The sequence below is a fragment of the Pseudomonas sp. 10(2024) genome, assembly GCF_045164175.1.
Lineage (GTDB): Bacteria > Pseudomonadota > Gammaproteobacteria > Pseudomonadales > Pseudomonadaceae > Aquipseudomonas > Aquipseudomonas alloputida.
Genome location: NZ_CP174006.1, coordinates 2,686,950 through 2,703,949 on the forward strand (window position 1 = coordinate 2,686,950; position 17,000 = coordinate 2,703,949).

Genomic DNA, 17,000 nt, shown 5'->3' on the forward strand with positions numbered 1-17,000 from the left:
TTCTGATTCGGAAACAGCAGCGCCTACACCACTTTTCCAATGCAACAGTTCGCTGACCACCCAGCGGGCTTGGTCCTTGGCGCGGTCTTCGGCGGTAGCCGGAAGTGATGGTTCAAAGAGTCCATGGGTACGCTCCATCTGCAAGGATGATGTATGGCATCAATTGATCTCCTTGGGCCTTCTGGGCGTGCGCGGTTTGCGTGGTTTTTTCTCCGGCCGCTTGCCGGGCTTGAGCTGCCAGCGGTCGGCGTTGGCGAGCAGGCGTGCCTGTATTGCGGGTGGGTAGTCGCTCAGGGTTGTGACGGGGGGAATGGGCTTGCCGGGCAGGCCGGCCTCGCGGATGACCTTCGGCCAGCGCGGTCGCCAGCACAGCAGCAGGCTGAGCCAGTGGCCGGTGCCGATGATGACGAAAGCGGGCCAGACAAACAGCAGGACAACTTTGAACAGCCAGCTGCTTTTGCGGAAGAAACGCCCAAGGCCTTCGAACTGGGCGCTGAATGCCTGGATGGGTGAGGGTAGCTGGGTGCTCAGGCGGGGGCGGGGGACGGCGTGTGGGCCTTCTTCCATGTAACGGCGGATGAATTCCCACTCATCACGCAGTTCGCTGCCGCCTTGGCCTTGTTTGCCGAGCAGGGCCATTTCCATGTGGGGCAGGCCGGTGCGGCTGGGGTGCCAGATTAGGCCTAGTCGCATGCCCATGCTGAGTGAGTCATCTTCTGGATATAGGCCAGTGCTTCCGGTTGCATTCCATGGAAAAGTTACGATTCCACCGCAGTATTTCGGTCGATGTAGGTGAACTTGTTGGGTTACTCGATTGAAGCGAATAAGCAAGTGACGGCTAGTCAGCATTTCTAGTCGGGTTAAGTGGATTCCATACTTTGAATAAAGATACACTAAGGTGGAGCTGACTGAGAGCATTATAAGTGTTGAAAGAATAGTGATTACGGAACGCCCATCCGGATCGGTGATGTCCATCCATAAAAATCCAGTGGTGATCATTAGTCCCACAGCAATGGCCGGGGCGACAGCGCCGAGCGTTGCGAGCGTAATAAGCCCACGCTTCTCTTCTGAACCTCCGCAGCGCATTTCTAAAATAGTGTCGCTGAACGCGAAAACAGGTCCTCTTGCATAGGGTTGTTTACTAACGGATTGGAAGTGCATTTCTTCAGTCAGGTCACGCTCATATAAATCTTGACGCTTTTCGTTCGGTGTCAGTTCTGCTTCATATGCTTTTCGCGCGGCTTCGGATTCAGTAGCCATTTGCCAAAAAACCCATTCGATCAGATACATCACAATACCTCGCTGAATGCGGAGTGCAGGGTCTTCAGCTCTTCTTGTTCTTCAAACGGTTTTGAGTTTTTTGCAAGGCGGAAGCTGCTGCGTTTGCACCACTTTTCCAAAGCATCGTCTTCAAGTATGTAAATAATCAATGTGAAGACCAGGCCAATCCAGAACGCCCCAAGAACGAGGCGCGCAAGTAATAACCGAGCAGCCTGCGTGCCGAGCTTCTTTGCAAGTGCTCCCAAGGAGGTGGATAGCATCCTGACGAGCTTGGTCTTGGCATTTTGAGAAAGGTAGTCGAAAAAAGGTTTTGCAGTCGCAACGGCCGTTCCTAACTCAGCAAGTGAGAGAGTCACTGTAGCGACCCCTCTTACAAAATAAGTAGCCGCCAAGAGTCTGGAGTTTTTTTGAACCTGCTTGGTAGCGCCACTCTGGCTGCTTTTGAAATGCTCAACCGAATCAGTGAAATCCCACCACGCCAGCAGTGAACCCCCGATTACAGCCAATCCCGCCCCCCAGAGCTTCAACCTCCCCAATGTTACGGCCGCCCCTTTTCCGGTCACGCTGTTAGCGCCGTATCGGGTTGCTATCTGGTCCACATAGCTGGCTCCAATTTCAAAGCCCGCCGCAGCGGTAGTCATCGCGGCCGCCATGAGTTCGGTCTTGATGCGCGCATCAAAGAGTCCATGGGTACGCTCCATCTGCAAGGATGATGTATGGCATCAATTGATCTCCTTGGGCCTTCTGGGCGTGCGCGGTTTGCGTGGCTTTTTCTCCGGCCGCTTGCCGGGCTTGAGCTGCCAGCGGTCGGCGTTGGCGAGCAGGCGTGCCTGGATTGCGGGTGGGTAGTCGCTCAGGGTTGTCACGGGTGGGACTGGCTTGCCGGGCATGCCGGCCTCGCGGATGACCTTCGGCCAGCGCGGTCGCCAGCACAGCAGCAGGCTGAGCCAGTGGGCGGTGCCGATGATGACGAAAGCAGGCCAGACAAACAGCAGCGCAACTTTGAACAGCCAGCTGCTTTTGCGGAAGAAACGCCCAAGGCCTTCGAACTGGGCGCTGAATGCCTGGATGGGTGAGGGTAGCTGGGTGCTCAGGCGGGGGCGGGGGACGGCGTGTGGGCCTTCATCCATGTAACGGCGGATGAATTCCCACTCATCACGCAGTTCGCTGCCGCCTTGGCCTTGTTTGCCGATAAAGGCCATTTCCATGTGGGGCAGGCCGGTGCGGCTGGGGTGCCAGATTAGACCGAGTCGTACTCCAACGCTTAGCGAATCATCTTCTGGGCGAATGCCCGTGCTGCCGGTTGTTTTCCAGGGGAAGGTGACGATGCCTCCACAGTAGCTGGGTCGATGGAGGTGGACCTGTTGAGTTATTCGATTGAAGCGAATGAGCAGATGCCGACTGGTCAGCATTTCCAGTCGCGAGATTTTTACGCCGTACTTCAGGTAAAAATACAATGCTGCTCCTGAAGCTGAAGCCAAGAGAGCTGTAAGTAAGACTGCTATAAAGGAGATTGAATAAGGTTGGGTGATATCAAGCCAGATGGAACCGACAGCTATGCCGGTTCCGAAAATTATCCCAGGCAGCACCCCGCCGATCGTGACTAGCGTAATGAGGCCGCGCTTCTCTTCTGAACCGCCACTGCGCATTTCCATGTAGGTTTCATTGAATGCATAAACAGGGCCGCGTATGAGGGGTGCTTCACTTACCTGGCAAAAGTGAATCTCTTCATTCAGGTCACCTTCATAAAAATCTTTATTTGCGCGCTTCTCTGCTGGTGTCATCCCTGCTTCGTACGTTCTGCGTGCAGATTCTGACTGGGTTGCCATCTGCCAGAATCCCCATTCGATAAGATACATTATAAAACCTCGCCGATGGCAGAATGTAGGGCGCTCAGTTCTTCCTGCTCTTCATAGGGTTTGATATTTTTATGAGTTCGGAAGCAGCTACGTTTGCACCACTTCTCTAAAGCGTCATCTTCCAGAATATAGATTATGAGTGTCAGGATGATTCCGATCCAGAATGCACCTAAGACTAAACGTGCAAGAAGTAGGCGAGCAGCTTGTGTTCCCAGTTTATTGGCGAGCGCGCCCATGGATGTTGTCATCATTCTCACAAGTTTTGTTTTGGCATTCTGAGATAGATGGTCAAAAAGAGGTTTTGCGATTGCAATGGCTGTTCCTGCTTCCGCCAGCGAGATTGTAATAGTTGCCAGTGCCCGCGATGCGTATGCAAGTGCCAGCGTTCCAGGTTTTTTGGTGCTTTGCTTGGTAAGGTTTTGCTGGCGGTATATTAACTGCTGAGCCGCATCGGCGAAGTCCCACCAGGCGAGTACGAAACCACCTGTCACAGCTAAACTGGCGCCCCATAGTTTCAAACGCCCTAAAGCGGCCGCTGCTCCTCGTCCGGTCACACTGTTTGCGCCGTACCGCGCGACCACCTGGTCCACATAACTGGCTCCAACTTCGAAGCCCGCCGCAGCCGTAGTCATCGCGGCCGCCATGAGTTCGGTCTTGATGCGCGCATCACTGTCAGGCAGTTCGCGCGCTTTGAAGGCCATCAGCATCCCCTCCAGCAGGCACACCAGCCCGGAAACACGCACTTTGTAGAAGTCACTGTTCCGGGCCTGCATCAACCCTTCAGCCCAGGCCTGGTCGAGGTACCTTGATACCTGGCCTGCGCTGCGTTGTGGGTTGATGGGCTGCCCGCTACGTGCAGCTTCACTCAGGCGAATATCGACAGCCGTTTCATGCACCGAAGCGAACAAGGTCAGCCGCAAACCCTGGTGCAGTGCGCGGTCCATGCTGTTGGGGGTCGCGGTGCGCAGCACTTGCCGCCCCAGCGCGACGTACCAGGCATACAGGCCGATGCTGGCCGTGCTGCTCTGTGCCTGCATCTGTTCGTACAGGGTGTTGATGCGCCCAAAGGCATTGGCAGCGAGATGGGCTTGCCTGGCAAGCGCTTCCGGCAGGACGAAGGATGACGCTGACGACGGTTCGGCCTTGGCGGCTTCCAGCAGCGCCGCCAGTTCTTCCCGCAGGTCCTCCTGATTGTAGGTGATGCCGCGTATTGCCAGGTTGCCCCGGTCCGCCACGTCACTGCGCCACCAGTGGTCCAGCACCTTCGTGCCCCCTTCACTCAACTCCATGCCGATCACGCACTGGCCGGTCTGTTCGGCAAAGGCCAGGCCGTTGATGAGGTCGGCGTTGTCGTAGCGGTCCAGTGCCTGCAACAAGCGTTCGCTGACCACCCAGCGGGCATGATCCTTGGCGCGGTCTTCGGCGGCTTGCTGGGCGTGTTGCATGGCCTGCTCGAAACCGTCGAGCTGATCGTGCATGGCCTGGCGGTCGACCAGGTGGCCGTATTTCTGGTCGAACCGCTTGCGGAACTCGCCGGCATCCTGGCGGGCCTGGACTTTGCTGCGGACGTCGCGCTCGAACTGTGCCAGGTGGGGCTTCATGCGTTCATCATGTGCATCGGCCTGTTGCCTGGCCCGTTCGGAGAACAAGTAGATCTCGGGATGCAGGTGGAGCTGGTTGCGGACTTTTTCGGCCATGACTTCGCGCTTGACGATCTGCTCGGCCACCATCTGCGGGTAGAGTTTTTCGATTTCCAGGAACGACTGCGCGACCAGCAGCTTGCGTTCGTTGTCGACCCCGGGTTCCACGGTACGCGCCAGCCACTGGGTCTTCACATCCTCGACAGCGGCGTTGCGCCAGGCGTTGAGCTCCTGGGTGATGCCGATGGCGTCTTCGATGACGATGGCGGCGCCACGGGGTTTGCTGTGGTTCACCAGCGGTGCCAGCGCTTGGCGTGATGCGTGCGGCGAGACGATCTGGTCGTTGTTGAACGGCTGCAGGTCCAGTAGCGCCTGCAGGTCTGCATCGTCCTGGGCCTTGAAGTCGGCCACCCAGCTCAGTTGGTCATGCTTGAGGACGTGGGGCTGTGGCGGGGCGTCGGAAGGCTGGATGAAGCGGGCGATATCGATCGTGGGCAGGCTGCTGCGGTATTCGTCGTCGAGCAGGCGGTAGTTGTCGAGCATGCGCGGGGTCAGCGGGGAAGGGCTGAACAATGGACGCAGCTCCTGGATGTCATCCAGGTCGTAGAGGGTGATGGTCCAGCCGAAACCGCGAAGGATCTCATCCAGATTGCCGGCGCTGGGGGCAGGCTCCCAGGGGGCGTCGCTGCTGATGTACAGCAGCGAGCCATTGGGCGCCACGCGGTACTGGCTGTGCCATTCGTAGGCCGGTGCGCTATGGCGCTTGATCAGCAGGTAGAGAAAGCCCTCGCGCAAAGGGCGGATGGCGTAGCTGGAATGGGTCAGCTCGCCGACCTCCTGGAACGGGCTGAGATAGCCCGGCAATTTGGGCAGGCGGGCACGTTGTGCCGGGTTGCCGCCGACGGCGGCGTAGCGCAGGGGCAGCAGTTCGAAGCGGCGGGTGCAGTCGGCGACGGGGCTGTTGCGCAGGGCCGGGCGGTAGCCGGAGGTGATGCGCCTGCACAGTTCGAGGGTTTCGTTGAGTGAGTCCATGGTTGTGTTGTGCCTCAGTCCTTGGTGCGCAGGCAGCGCTGCACGTTGTCCATCAGGGATGCCTGCTGCTCGCGCGTGGCGGCAATCGCCTCCTGCCAGGCTGGCGAGCTACTGAGCTGTTCGCCACCGCGAGCCAGCATCAGCACATAGCTGATAAGGTCTTCTTCACGTCCCAGGCCTTGCGCGCGCGCCTGATCCAGATAGTGCTGAATCAAGCCAACCCGTGTGCCGTGGCAGGCAGCGTGCAAGGTCGGGCAGGACTGCTCGTTCTTGAGCAACTCGGCAAGTTGATAGCTCAGCGGGTCACCCGCCAGTTCGGCCCAACACGCTTCGCTCAACGTGATTGGCGGACAGTGCGTGGAGTGAGGCTGATCCCCCCCGGATATCTGCATCCACAACCGCTTGCTCGGGTGCGCCACGGGTGCCCACCAGTGATGGATGGGGGCCAGCCATTCGCTTACCCCAGGCAGCTCACGGTGCCTATCCAGCACTAGCAGAGCCGCGGCGGTGTGGAAGCGCAACAGGTACGAGTGGCCGTCCGTGCCCGTGACGATGTTGGCGTGGCTCAAGTGTCCGGCGAGCCGGGCAGCGGGAAGCGCGCTGACTATCCAACCGCACACGGCGCCAGCAGCACCTTGTTCAAGTTGCCACTGGAAGTCGTACTGGGCCGAGACATCGGAACCGAGGCGCGAACCGAACAACCAAGGGCCTGCTGTCCGCAGGTTGCTGAACTGGGCTTGCTGCAGCAGTGGCCAGCAGCGGCCCGTGTAGTGCCCGGTCAGTTGTTCTTGCACCTTGGGTGTCAAGTTGGCCATTTCCACGATGGCGCTGAGGCGATAGTGATCGGATGCCCGCAGCACATCGACCATTGCTCTGACAAATGGGCTGGGCATCAGCTTGCTCCTTCCATGCGAATGATGGTGTGGCCGTCGGCTATCGCTTTGAGTAGGCAGCTGAGGCAAATGGGCTCGCCCGGCGCTGGTACGCCAGACGTTGAAGTGACGCGATTGCTACCCGTAGCCTGCTGGCTGACAGGCCCTTTGAAGGCCAGCGCCAGGCCGTCCAGCGTGATACCGGCGCCGTCGACTCTCAAAAGCCCTGCGGGGCTGCGGATCGTCAGGCTTTCGCTGACCTGGATGTCATAAACCTTGGTGGTGTGCCGGATGGCTTCGCCCGTTTGCAACGTGCTGTGACCGGCAACCACCTGTTCGCGGTGGCCGCCGATTTCTACCGTGTGGTTTGCCTTGGTGATGTCCTGCCGGTGGTTCCCTACCTGTTCGATTCGGTCCTTGCCTGTGGTGATCCTATGGTTGCGGCCGATGCTCAGGCTGTCGTCGTTGCCGATTTCGTGTACCCGGTTCTGGCCGATGCCAACAGACTCGTCACGGGCAATGTCTTCGCGACGGTCCTGACCGATCGAAATCGTCTCGTCTCGTTCGACGCGTTCGGTACGATCGTTACCCACGCGTGTGGTTTCGTCGTGCTTGACGATGTTGTTCTGGTCCCGCTCGGCATGAATGAACACCTCCTGCCGACCCAGTTCATCCTCGAAGCGCAGCTCGTTGAAGCCTTCGCCTTTATGGGTCTGGCTCTTGATGGTCATGCGCGTCTTGTGCTCGGGCAGGTCATAGGGCGGCAACTGGTTACCGCAATAGGTGCGCCCGGTGATCATCGGCTGGTCCGGGTCGGCATTTACGTACTGGATGATCACATCCTGGCCGATGCGCGGGATGGCCATCGAACCCCAGCTGCCCCCCGCCCAACCTTGCGACACGCGCACCCAGCAGGAGCTGAACTCGTTGTTTTCGCTTTCCCGGTCCCAAGGAAAGCTCACTTTCACACGGCCCCATTGGTCGCAATAGATTTCCTCGCCCTTGGGTCCGACCACCGTCGCCATGTGCGGGCCGTCGATGCGTGGCTTGGGCAGGGGGGCCGGGCGCCATTCGGTCCTGCCGGGAACCAGCAATGCTTCCTGTTTGTAGCGGGTGCCTTGCTGCGAGCCGGCGGCCTCTTCCTGCAGGCTGGTGAACTGGGTGCCTTCGTGATGCACGCTGACCGTGCGCCAGTGCACGTTGAGGTCTTCACGCGGGTGCTCGATGAGGGTGAAGCTCAGCCCCGGTTGCAGGCGCACATCGTCGCCTTCCACTTCGGCAATGCGCGCATCATGGCGCAGGGCCGTGAGGCGGGTGGCAGTGAACGGAACCCCGACCGCATCACGCTTGTATCGGCCGGGGTAGTCGAAGCGCTCATAGTTCAGCGATTGATGGGTGTTGCTATTGTCGTAAGCCTGGTGTTCCTGACGGTATTGTGGGTGAGTGAAGGTGTAGTCCCGTTGCACCTGCCGCGCTGTTCGAACCTGTTCGCTGTAACGCAAGCGCCGCAGGCAAGGCCTGGCCTGATCGCCGCCTCCAACGGATCGGTACAGCACCTGATCGGGGCCAACGTCGTCATTGTGAAACCCTTCATCCTCGTCATCGGTCTTGATGGCCCCCCGGCTGATCTGCCCCAGCGCCAGTAGCCGGTCAGTGATGACCAGCAAGTGCTGTTTCGGCGTGTGTTCGAAGCGGTAGACAATGCCTTCCTCGGCGGCCAGGCGGGCCATGAAGTCGAGGTCTGTTTCACCGGCCTGCACGCAAAATTCGCGCACCTGATGCGGGTCGAGACACTTGAGCTCGTAGGCATTCACGCCCTGGCGCTTGAGCATGATCTCGAGAATCTGCGGCACGGTTTTCTGCTGGAAGATGCGCCAGTTCGAGCGCAGCCCGGCGCGGGCCAGCACGGGCTCGACCAGTGCCCGGTAACGGGTGCGATGGAAGCCTGTTTCTCCCTGGCTGAAGGTGCTGACCAGGCCGTGCACGTAGCGCAACGGGCGCTCACCCTGCCAGAGGGTGAACAGCACCGGTTTGTCGAGGAGTTGGCCGAAGTCGACATCGTCTTCGAAGCTGATCAGCTCCAGCTGCAGCCGGAACGGGGAGCTGATGGCTTCGTCCAGTTCGAACGACACCACCTCAAACTCGCTACGGCCAACCAGCGGCTGGAAAGTGAAGCGCAGATCGGATTGGCTGGGCATGTGGCGTCCCCCGTTACTGTTGCAGAATGGCGTTGAGCGATTCGACGACTTCGGCGGTTAGCAGGTCGAGGCGGTAGCTGTAGTAGCTGTAGGCGCAGACCATGGCGATGACCGAGATGACCAGCGGGGTCCACCAGGGCCACTGCCAGCGGTGCATACGGTGGGGGCAATGGACGACGTTGCTATAGGGGTCGCTCACTGTTTCCGGCGTGGGGCCACGCAGTTGGCGAATGACCTTGTGCATCCGGCTGATCAACGCGCGAAGGATTTCATCGCCCTTGGGGTCAAGGGCGTATTTGCCTTGCAGGCCCAGGCAAAAGCAGAAGTACAGGAACTCCAGCACATCCTGGAATTCCTTTGGCGATTGCATGATGCGCTCGAGCAGCACGAAGATCTTTTCGCCGCCCTGGGTTTCGTCGTGGAAGATGCTCAGCAGCGGTTCGTGGCTCCAGCACGAGTTCTGGCCCCAGGGGCGGGTCATCACGGCCTCGTCCAGGTGCAGGCACAAGGCGTAGGAATAGACTTCCTGATGGACCGCGCAATAGCCGTGCTGTCGCATTTCCTCGCGGATAGTACCGATCTGCGTTTGCACGGTCTTGTGCACGAACTGGATGTTGGGCAGGTCATCCAGTGTGCGCAGGCGAATGACCAGGCCGAACAGCTGGCTTGCCGCGTCGAGCATGAGGTTGTCGTAGCCGCCGCGTAGCTGAAAGTCCGGGTCGGCCGGGTAGCTGGTCAGGTCTGTTGCGTATTCAGGACCCGCGCCACCAGGAGGCCGTGGGGTTTCATTTGTGTCTTCAAGCAGGATTGGCTTTTGGTGGGCGGGCACTGGTTTGCCAGTGCGCTCGGACTCTTTGGGCATCCTTGATCCTCGTCTCTTGGCAGGTCAAACACTCGCAGTGCACCTACTTCCATGCGGCGGGGCGCAAGCATTTGCGAAAGTTTCAAGACTAACGAGGAATCAATTTTTGAGACAGATTGAAACTTCCTAATGCGTTGTAAGAAGTTTCGCTAAAAGTTGTTTTTAAGTGTTTCTTGTCAAAAAAATGATGTTTTGTACAGGTTGGGAGGCAAAGCATGAAACCGGTTTCAAAACCTTTCTGAACGCGCTAGATTATTCGGCTGTCTCTTGATGGCCTATCAAGATCACCTCTCAATTGAAAATCAGATGGCGCTTATCAAGGCCGCCCCACAGCCGATGAGGATTCGCAATGCCTGAGCATGCCCCAGACAACCCGCGCAGGGATTTTCTGCGCAAGACCTTGACCCTGATCCCTGTCGTTACCGTGGCCAGCACGGGGCTTGGCGCAGACGCCAGCCAGCTGCTTGCGGCCCCGCAACAGCCACCGAACGTGCCCGCTACGCCACCTGCGGGCGACTATCGGCCGACATTCTTCAGCGCCGAGGAGTGGGCTTTTGTCCAGGCCGCCGTGTCGCGCATCATCCCGGCCGATGAGCTTGGCCCAGGGGCACTCGAAGCGGGTGCCGCCGAGTTCATCGACCGGCAGATGAATACCCCCTACGCAACTGGCGCACAGTGGTACATGCAAGGGCCGTTCAACGCCGACGCCTCGCCCGAGCTGGGCTACCAGCTGCAGCTCAGCCCGCAACAAATCTACCGCCTGGGCATCGCTGCCGTGGACGGCTGGTGCAAGGCCAATGGCGGACAGGTTTTTGCTGCGCAAGATAGCGCTACCCGGGACCGCATTCTCAGCAAGTTGGAGGCAGGAGAGCTGTTTTTCGAAACCGTTCCGGCCAAGGTGTTCTTCAGCCTGCTGGTGCAAAACACGCGTGAAGGGTTCTTCTGCGACCCGATTCATGGCGGCAACAAAGGCATGGTCGGCTGGACCCAGATCGGCTTCCCCGGCGCCCGCGCCGACTTCATGGACTGGGTCGAGCGCAATGAGCCTTATCCGTTCCCGGCTGTATCGATCCGTGGTGAGAGGGCCTGAGGCATGGCGACGGTGTTGAACAAAGTGGATGCGGTGATCGTCGGCTTCGGCTGGGCCGGTGCGATCATGGCCAAAGAGCTGACCGAGGCCGGGCTGCACGTGGTAGCCCTGGAGCGGGGGCCGATGCAGGATACCTACCCCGAAGGCAGCTACCCGCAGGTGATCGATGAGCTGACCTACAGCGTGCGCAAGAAGCTGTTCGTCGATGTATCGAAAGAAACCGTCACTGTCCGCCATAGCGTGAATGATGTGGCATTGCCCAATCGCCAGCTGGGCGCATTCCTGCCGGGCAAGGGCGTGGGGGGCGCGGGCCTGCACTGGTCGGGAGTGCACTTCCGGGTCGATCCCGTCGAGTTGCGCCTGCGCAGCCACTATGAAGAGCGCTACGGGCGCAGGTTCATTCCCGAAGGCATGACCATCCAGGACTTCGGCGTCAGTTATGAAGAGCTGGAGCCCTATTTCGACTTTGCCGAAAAGGTCTTTGGCACTTCAGGCCAGGCCTGGACCGTCAAAGGCCAGGTGGTCGGTGAAGGGAAGGGCGGCAACCCCTATGCGCCGGACCGTTCCAACCCGTTCCCGCTGCCCGCGCAGAAGAACGTTGTATCGGCAAGGCTGTTCGAAAAGGCTGCCACCAGCCTGGGCTACAAACCCTACAACCTGCCGTCGGCCAACACCTCGGGGCCATACACCAACCCCTACGGGGCGCAGATGGGGCCGTGCAACTTCTGCGGTTTCTGCAGCGGCTACGTGTGTTACATGTACTCCAAAGCCTCGCCCAACGTGAATATCCTGCCGGCGCTGCGCCAGGTGCCCAACTTCGAGTTGCGGCCCAATGCCCATGTGCTGCGGGTGAACCTGGACGACAGCAAGCGCAAGGCCACCGGCGTGACCTACATCGATGCCCAGGGGCGCGAGGTGGAGCAGCCGGCAGAGCTGGTGATTCTGGCGGCGTTCCAGTTCAACAACGTGCGTCTGATGCTGCTTTCCGGCATTGGCAAACCTTACGATCCGGTGAAGAACGAAGGTGTGGTCGGGCGTAACTTCGCCTATCAGAACATGGGGACAGTCAAGGCGTTCTTCGACAAGGACACCTACACCAACAACTTCATCGGCGCGGGTGGCAATGGCATTGCCATTGACGATTTCAACGCCGACAACTTCGACCATGGCCCGCACGGCTTCGTCGGTGGTTCGCCAATGTGGGTGAACCAGGCCGGCAGCCGGCCGATTGCCGGTACCTCCAACCCGCCGGGTACTCCGGCCTGGGGCAGTGCCTGGAAGAAAGCCACGGCCGACTACTACACCCACCAGGTGTCGATGGATGCCCACGGCGCACACCAGTCCTACCGTGGCAATTACCTGGACCTGGACCCCACCTACCGCGATGCCTACGGTCAGCCGCTGCTGCGCATGACGTTCGACTGGCAGGAAAACGACATCAAGATGAACCAGTTCATGGTCGACAAGCTGAGCAAGATCGCCCAGGCGATGAACCCCAAGGCCATTGCCGTGCTGGGCAAGCAGGTCAAGGACCACTTCAACACCACCAGTTACCAGACCACCCACCTGAACGGCGGGGCGATCATGGGCACCGACCCCAAGACCAGTGCACTGAACCGCTACCTGCAAAGCTGGGACGTACACAACGTGTTCGTTCCGGGGGCTTCGGCGTTCCCGCAGGGGCTGGGTTACAACCCGACCGGGCTGGTGGCCGCGCTCACCTACTGGTCGGCCCGCGCCATCCGTGAGCAGTACCTGAAAAACCCCGGTCCGTTGGTCCAGGCTTGAGGAGCGATGAGCATGAAGACACTGTTGATCGCCACCCTGGTGCTGGGCGCCGGTGCGGCTGCACAGGCCGTAGCGAATGACGCTGCGCAGGTACGCCTGGGCGAGTACCTGGCCCGCGCCGGTGACTGCGTGGCCTGCCATACCGCCAAAGGCGGCAAACCCTTTGCCGGCGGGTTACCGATGGAAACGCCGATTGGCACGGTGTACTCCACCAACATCACCCCGGCGGCCAGTGGCATTGGCCGGTACAGCTTCGAAGACTTCGACCAGGCCGTGCGCAGGGGGATCGGCAAGGACGGCAGTACGCTCTATCCGGCCATGCCATACCCGTCGTATGCGCGGGTCAGCGAGCAGGACATGCAGGCGCTCTACGCCTATTTCATGAAGGGCGTGGCGCCTGTCGAGCAGGCGAACAAGGCCTCTGACATTCCTTGGCCGCTGAGCATGCGCTGGCCGCTGGCAATCTGGCGCGGCGTGTTCGCACCAGAGGCCAAGCCCTGGCAGGCATCGGCGACAGCTGACCCTGTGGTGAACCGCGGTGCGTACCTGGTCGAGGGCCTTGGGCATTGTGGCGCTTGTCATACGCCGCGGGCGCTGACCATGCAGGAGAAGGCCCTGAGCGCGGCCGATGGCGAGCAGTTTCTGGCCGGCAGCGCACCGCTGGAAGGCTGGATTGCCAAGAACCTGCGTGGCGATCACAAAGACGGCCTGGGCAGCTGGAGCGAAGCGCAGTTGGTGCAGTTTCTCAAGACTGGGCGCAGTGATCGCAGCGCCGTGTTCGGCGGCATGAGCGATGTGGTCGAGCACAGCATGCAGCACATGAGTGATGCTGACTTGACCGCTATCGCCCGCTACCTGAAAACCCTGCCGCCAAGTAATCCGGATGACCAGCCGCATGTGTACGACAAGCAGGTCGCGGATGCGCTATGGAAGGGTGACGACAGCAAGCCTGGGGCGGCGGTGTACATCGACAACTGCGCGGCCTGCCACCGCACCGACGGGCAGGGCTACACCCGCGTGTTCCCGGCCTTGGCCGGCAACCCGGTGGTGCAGACTGCGGATGCCACGTCGCTGATCCATGTGGTGCTCGCCGGTGGCACGGTACCGGCAACGCACACTGCGCCGTCGAACTTCACCATGCCGGCTTTCGGCTGGCGCCTGAGTGACCAGGAGGTTGCCGAGGTGGTGAATTTCATCCGCAGCAGCTGGGGTAACCAGGGCAGTGCCGTTACGGCCGGTGATGTGAAGTCGCTCCGCTGACGTGTATTTCTGCACCCTCGCCCGTAGGAGCGGGTTTACCCGCGAACACGGGCGAAGCCCGTGCCATCCCCTAACGTAATCAGATTCTAGGGTAAGCCCTGTCCTACGGATATAAATCTATAACTATCAATGATCTATGAAATATTCTTAATGCGATTTAACATTTCCTGTCTTCGTGCCCGACCAACGGCATGTTGACGAACCCGCGCATTTTTGCTGTATTGAAACCGGTTTCATCACTATTAAAACAATCATAAGGAAAACCCATGACCGACGCGCCTGCCCATACCCGCGAACGGGTCACCATCAGCGAAGTGGCGCGTGTTGCTGGCGTTTCCAAAGCCACCGTCTCCCGTTACATCGGTGGCGACCGCCAATTGCTGGCCGAAGCCACGGCCAAGCGGCTGGAAGAGGTCATCGAACGCCTCGGCTATCGCCCCAACCAGATGGCTCGCGGCCTCAAGCGCGGCCAGACGCGACTGATCGGCATGCTGGTGGCCGATATCCTAAACCCCTATTCAGTGGCCGTGATGCACGGCGTGGAAACTGCCTGCCGTCAGCATGGTTACAGCCTGGTGGTGTGCAACACCAACCGCGACGACGAGCAGGAGCGTCACCACCTGGTGGCCCTGCAGAGCTACAACGTTGAAGGGCTGATCGTGAACACGCTCGGTCACCACCCCGGCGAGCTGCTCAACCTGCAGCGCGACATCCCCATGGTGCTGGTCGACCGCCAATTGCCCGAGCTGAATGTGGACCTTGTCGGCCTGGACAATGCTGACGCAGTCGAGCAGGCCCTTGACCACCTGCAAGCCCAGGGCTACCGCGACATCCTGGCGGTCAGCGAACCCCTCGATGGCACCAGTTCACGCCTGGAGCGGGTGCAGGCATTCGGCGCATCGATCAGCCGACGGCCAGGCATGCGTCAGCAGGTACTGGAAATCGGCGCCGGGCTGCAGGGCCAACTGGCTTCGTTTCTTGCCCACAGTGGTCATGGTCCGCAAGCCATCTTCACCTTCAACGGCGTTGCCACCTTGGCGGTGACCCGGGCGCTGCTCGAGGCCGGGCGCAACCTGGTTGCCGATGTCGGGCTGATCGCCCTCGACGACCTCGACTGGTACCCCTTGGTCGGCAAAGGCATCACCGCACTGGCCCAGCCCACCGAGCGTATCGGCGTGGCGGCCTTCGAAAGCCTGCTCGGTCGCTTGCGCGGCGACAGCGGCGCAGCCCGGCGCATCGACTTCAAGGCCAACCTGATCATCCGCGGTTCAACCCAACCCCAGTAAGAAAACGGCAGGCTTGTGCCTGCTGCTGATCAAAAATGAAACCGGTTTCATAAGGACAAGAACAATGCAAGCGAACCCCGTTTCCATCAGTCTCTCCAGCTACGGTGCCGACTTTGTGCGCCAACGTGGCCAGGAGCAGTTTCTGGACCTGCTGGCAGCCGCTGGCGTCAGTCGCGTCGAATTGCGCGAAGAATTGTTCGCCAGCGCACCGGACGCAGCTGCGCTGGGCAGGGTCATTGCCGCGCTGCGCCTGGAATGCCTGTACTCCACTCCCCTTGAACTGTGGACCGCGCAAGGCGTGCCCGACCCGCTGCTGGTGCAGAAGCTGGAAATTGCCCGGGCGCTTGGCGCGGTGGCGCTGAAGGTTTCCTTGGGGCACTTCGATGAGCACTGCGATGTGACGGCCTTGGCGTCGCTGCTGCCTGCGCAGGGGCCTCTGTTGCTGGTGGAAAACGATCAGACCGCACAAGGTGGCAGGATCGAACCGATGCTGCAGTTTTTCCAGCGTGTCGACCCGCTTGGGCTGCGCCTGGGCATGACGTTCGATATCGGTAACTGGCAGTGGCAAGCCGAGCCTGCGCGGCAAGCTGCAAGGCAGCTAGGCCGTTGGGTGCGCTATGTGCATTGCAAGGCTGTGCAGCGCCGGGCCGATGGCCGTCTGGTGGCCATACCGCCCCAGGCTGCTGACCTGCAGGAGTGGGCAGCGCTGATGGCCGAGTTCGCGCCGGGCGTGGTGCGCGCCGTCGAGTACCCCCTGGTGGGCGAAGACCTGCTGGCGCTGACCCGGGCCCATGTGCGTCACCTTTCTGCACTGGGCGCGGCGCAGGAGCTGGACCATGCATGAACATGACGTGCTGTGTTTCGGCGAAACCATGGCCATGTTCGTCGCCGAGCAAGCCGGTGACCTGGCCGGTGTCGGGCAGTTTGGCAAACGCATCGCTGGCGCCGACAGCAACGTGGCGATCGGCCTGGCGCGGCTGGGCTTCAAGGTGCGCTGGCTGAGCCGGGTTGGTGACGATTCGCTGGGCCGTTTCGTGCTCGACAGTTTGCGCTGCGAAGGCCTGGACTGTTCCGGTGTCGAGGTGGATGCCAACTACCCGACGGGCTTTCAGCTCAAGGCCCGCAGCGAGGATGGCAGCGACCCGGCAGTGGAGTACTTTCGCCGCGGTTCGGCGGCCAGCAGGCTGTCAGCTGCGATGGTGAGCCCCGTTTGGCTGCAGGCTCGCCACGTGCACGCTACCGGTATTCCGCTGGCGCTGTCGGACAGCTGTCGGGCGCTGTCCCACGCGCTGTTGGACGGGATGCGCGCAGCCGGTCGCAGCATATCGTTCGACCCCAACCTGCGCCCCTCGCTGTGGCCCGATCAAAGCAGCATGGTGCGTGAAATCAATGCCCTGGCGGCCAAGGCCGACTGGGTTTTACCGGGGTTGGAAGAGGGGCGGTTGCTGACTGGTCAGCACACCCCGGCCGATATCGCCGCGTTCTACCTGGACCAAGGGGTGGAACTGGTGGTGATCAAGCTGGGCGACGCTGGCGCCTACTTCCGCAGCGCCAAGGGCGAAGGGCAGGTAGCCCCCGTGCCAGTCAGCCGCGTGGTGGACACCGTCGGTGCAGGTGATGCCTTTGCCGTCGGTGTGCTCAGCGCGTTACTGGAGGGCCGTCCGGTAGCCGAGGCGGTAGCGCGCGGCAACTGGTGCGGCAGCCGTGCCGTGCAGTCGCGTGGCGACATGGAAGGGCTGCCGCTGCGCCATGAACTGGAGGCCTACGACCTGCGCAGAAGCGCATGAGCCGATCCCGAATCACCTGTTGCAACAAAAACAACAAGCTCAGGA

General features: G+C 60.6%; 12 protein-coding genes and 1 pseudogene. 6 read left to right on the forward strand and 7 right to left on the reverse strand.

What is annotated here, in order from left to right:
* Positions 1 to 159: 159 nt before the first annotated feature.
* From ACI7M0_RS11960 to icmH, 7 genes and pseudogenes are all read right to left on the reverse strand, one after another.
* Positions 160 to 1,290, reverse strand: a complete 1,131-nt coding sequence (locus tag ACI7M0_RS11960) for a DUF6708 domain-containing protein (RefSeq protein WP_405314595.1) — start codon at positions 1,288 to 1,290, stop codon at positions 160 to 162.
* Positions 1,290 to 1,958: pseudogene (locus ACI7M0_RS11965) on the reverse strand (hypothetical protein); the annotation flags it as partial. The gene ACI7M0_RS11960 and the pseudogene ACI7M0_RS11965, both read right to left, overlap by 1 nt.
* A 45-nt stretch (positions 1,959 to 2,003) precedes the next feature.
* Positions 2,004 to 3,140: a DUF6708 domain-containing protein gene (locus ACI7M0_RS11970; protein WP_405314596.1), complete on the reverse strand. Its 1,137-nt coding sequence runs from the start codon at positions 3,138 to 3,140 to the stop codon at positions 2,004 to 2,006.
* On the reverse strand, positions 3,140 to 5,812 hold the full coding sequence (locus ACI7M0_RS11975) for a T6SS effector BTH_I2691 family protein (protein ID WP_405314597.1): 2,673 nt from the start codon (positions 5,810 to 5,812) through the stop codon (positions 3,140 to 3,142). Before ACI7M0_RS11975 ends, ACI7M0_RS11970 begins: the two co-directional genes overlap by 1 nt.
* Positions 5,813 to 5,826: 14 nt before the next feature.
* Complete coding sequence (locus tag ACI7M0_RS11980; protein WP_129933845.1) at positions 5,827 to 6,705, reverse strand: DUF4123 domain-containing protein; 879 nt, start codon at positions 6,703 to 6,705, stop codon at positions 5,827 to 5,829.
* A complete protein-coding gene (locus ACI7M0_RS11985; protein ID WP_129933847.1) occupies positions 6,705 to 8,882 on the reverse strand; it encodes a type VI secretion system Vgr family protein in 2,178 nt (725 codons plus the stop codon). Before ACI7M0_RS11985 ends, ACI7M0_RS11980 begins: the two co-directional genes overlap by 1 nt.
* A gap of 13 nt (positions 8,883 to 8,895) precedes the next feature.
* Positions 8,896 to 9,744, reverse strand: a complete 849-nt coding sequence (icmH, locus tag ACI7M0_RS11990; RefSeq protein WP_020190793.1) for a type IVB secretion system protein IcmH/DotU — start codon at positions 9,742 to 9,744, stop codon at positions 8,896 to 8,898.
* Between the two features lie 349 nt (positions 9,745 to 10,093).
* Between icmH and ACI7M0_RS11995 the strand changes: the two genes are divergently transcribed.
* The 6 genes from ACI7M0_RS11995 to ACI7M0_RS12020 all read left to right on the forward strand — a co-directional run bounded on the left by ACI7M0_RS11995 (position 10,094) and on the right by ACI7M0_RS12020 (position 16,955).
* Positions 10,094 to 10,834 (forward strand): gluconate 2-dehydrogenase subunit 3 family protein, encoded by a 741-nt coding sequence (locus ACI7M0_RS11995; RefSeq protein WP_129933849.1) that lies wholly within the window; start codon positions 10,094 to 10,096, stop codon positions 10,832 to 10,834.
* 3 nt (positions 10,835 to 10,837) lie between these two features.
* On the forward strand, positions 10,838 to 12,622 hold the full coding sequence (locus ACI7M0_RS12000) for a GMC family oxidoreductase (protein WP_129933850.1): 1,785 nt from the start codon (positions 10,838 to 10,840) through the stop codon (positions 12,620 to 12,622).
* Between the two features lie 12 nt (positions 12,623 to 12,634).
* Positions 12,635 to 13,882, forward strand: coding sequence for a cytochrome c (locus tag ACI7M0_RS12005; protein ID WP_129933851.1), 1,248 nt, complete (start codon positions 12,635 to 12,637; stop codon positions 13,880 to 13,882).
* 266 nt (positions 13,883 to 14,148) lie between these two features.
* Entirely contained in the window at positions 14,149 to 15,168 is a 1,020-nt protein-coding gene (ptxS, locus tag ACI7M0_RS12010; RefSeq protein WP_010954253.1) for a transcriptional regulator PtxS, read from the forward strand.
* A gap of 64 nt (positions 15,169 to 15,232) precedes the next feature.
* Positions 15,233 to 16,012, forward strand: a complete 780-nt coding sequence (locus ACI7M0_RS12015; RefSeq protein WP_020192934.1) for a sugar phosphate isomerase/epimerase — start codon at positions 15,233 to 15,235, stop codon at positions 16,010 to 16,012.
* A complete protein-coding gene (locus tag ACI7M0_RS12020) occupies positions 16,005 to 16,955 on the forward strand; it encodes a sugar kinase (protein WP_010954251.1) in 951 nt (316 codons plus the stop codon). The genes ACI7M0_RS12015 and ACI7M0_RS12020 overlap by 8 nt, the downstream gene beginning before the upstream one ends.
* Positions 16,956 to 17,000 lie beyond the last annotated feature (45 nt).